Here is a 1,201-nt window from a genome sequence, read left to right on the forward strand (position 1 = left end):
TGAAAATTATAAATCCCTCAGGGAGAACTTCTTTGACTTGAGGCATCATTTTTATTTGAGCAATCTCTTCCTGGCTTATATATTCAAATTCTTCACTATATGGGCTACTATAGAGATAAATAAGAGAAGAAGAGAGGCTTCCTAGTTCATTTAATATAAGAAGCCTTCCTCCCTCAAGGATTCCTATGGTTAAAATTACATTAGAAACCCCAATGATTATTCCAAGCATACTTAAGAATGACCTTATCTTATTAACATAAAGCGATTTTATGGCTGCGGTTGTATACTCAAGGAGGATCATTTAATCTTTAATTACTACTGTATCTTTATCATTCAGGTCTTGTGGTGGGTTAAGAACTATTTTTTCATTTTCATAAACTCCAGAGATGATACAAGCTTCCATTGCATTTTCCAAGCCAGTCTTTATTTCACGCTTTGTTACTTTATTCCCTTTCACTACAAAAACATACCTTTTGCCCTCAGATTCTATAATTGCCTCAAGGGGAATCTTTAATACATTATCTATCTTTTCCCTTTCTTTAAGATTCCTCTCTGCCTCCTTTATCTCTAAGTCTTTGGCAAGTTTATCCATTTTTATCTCTTTTAACCTTGCCAAATATTCTGTTTTATCTAACTTCCCATTTTCCGCTACCTTACAATAGGGATTGATTATAATTCCCATTTTCCGCTATTATTTAATAATAGATTAACATAAAAGTAAAAAATTCTCAAGGTTTTTGCTTTAAAAACCGATAAAGAAGATGTGCAGACTATTTCAGAAGATAAAATTAAGTTTTTTTCCAAGCTAATTGGCTCTTTAGTCCTTCTTAAGCCTGTTCTTGATAAGATGAATATTGCAGAGATTATTGATAGCATCTGCCCGGCTGATAAACAACAGATAGTAAGTCATGGAAAGACAATAGAGATTCTTGTTTGTAATCGTCTTCTTTCCGCCCAACCCCTTTACCATGTAGAGGGATGGGCTAAATATGCTCCCATTAAAGAGGTTTATGGTATAGATGCATCTTTACTTAATGATGACCGCCTTACAAAGACATTGGATGCTATCCATCCTTCTTTAGGGGTTATCAAGAGTGAAATAGCCCTTAATGTTGCTCAGACCTTTAATCTTCCTTTAAAACAGATCCATTGGGATTTAACTAGCTTTCACTTTACAGGGGAATATGAAAATCAAAAGGAA

General features: G+C 34.1%; 3 protein-coding genes. 1 reads left to right on the forward strand and 2 read right to left on the reverse strand.

The features are described 5' to 3' along the window. Window positions 1–301: ABC transporter permease (locus AB1414_21205; protein MEW6609930.1), on the reverse strand; the 301-nt coding region annotated here is incomplete at its 3' end. After that, window positions 302–682, reverse strand: a complete 381-nt coding sequence (locus tag AB1414_21210) for a hypothetical protein (protein ID MEW6609931.1) — start codon at window positions 680–682, stop codon at window positions 302–304. 81 nt (window positions 683–763) lie between these two features. Between AB1414_21210 and AB1414_21215 the strand changes: the two genes are divergently transcribed. After that, a partial coding sequence (locus tag AB1414_21215; protein MEW6609932.1) for a DUF4277 domain-containing protein occupies window positions 764–1,201 on the forward strand: 438 nt, incomplete at its 3' end.

The organism is bacterium (genome assembly GCA_040755795.1).
Classification (GTDB): Bacteria; UBA9089; CG2-30-40-21; order CG2-30-40-21; family SBAY01; genus JBFLXS01.

Excerpts from the sequence above, each read along its gene's own strand:
- AB1414_21210 (MEW6609931.1), bottom strand. The coding sequence starts at position 682 with ATGGGAATTATAATCAATCCCTATTGTAAGGTAGCGGAAAATGGGAAG.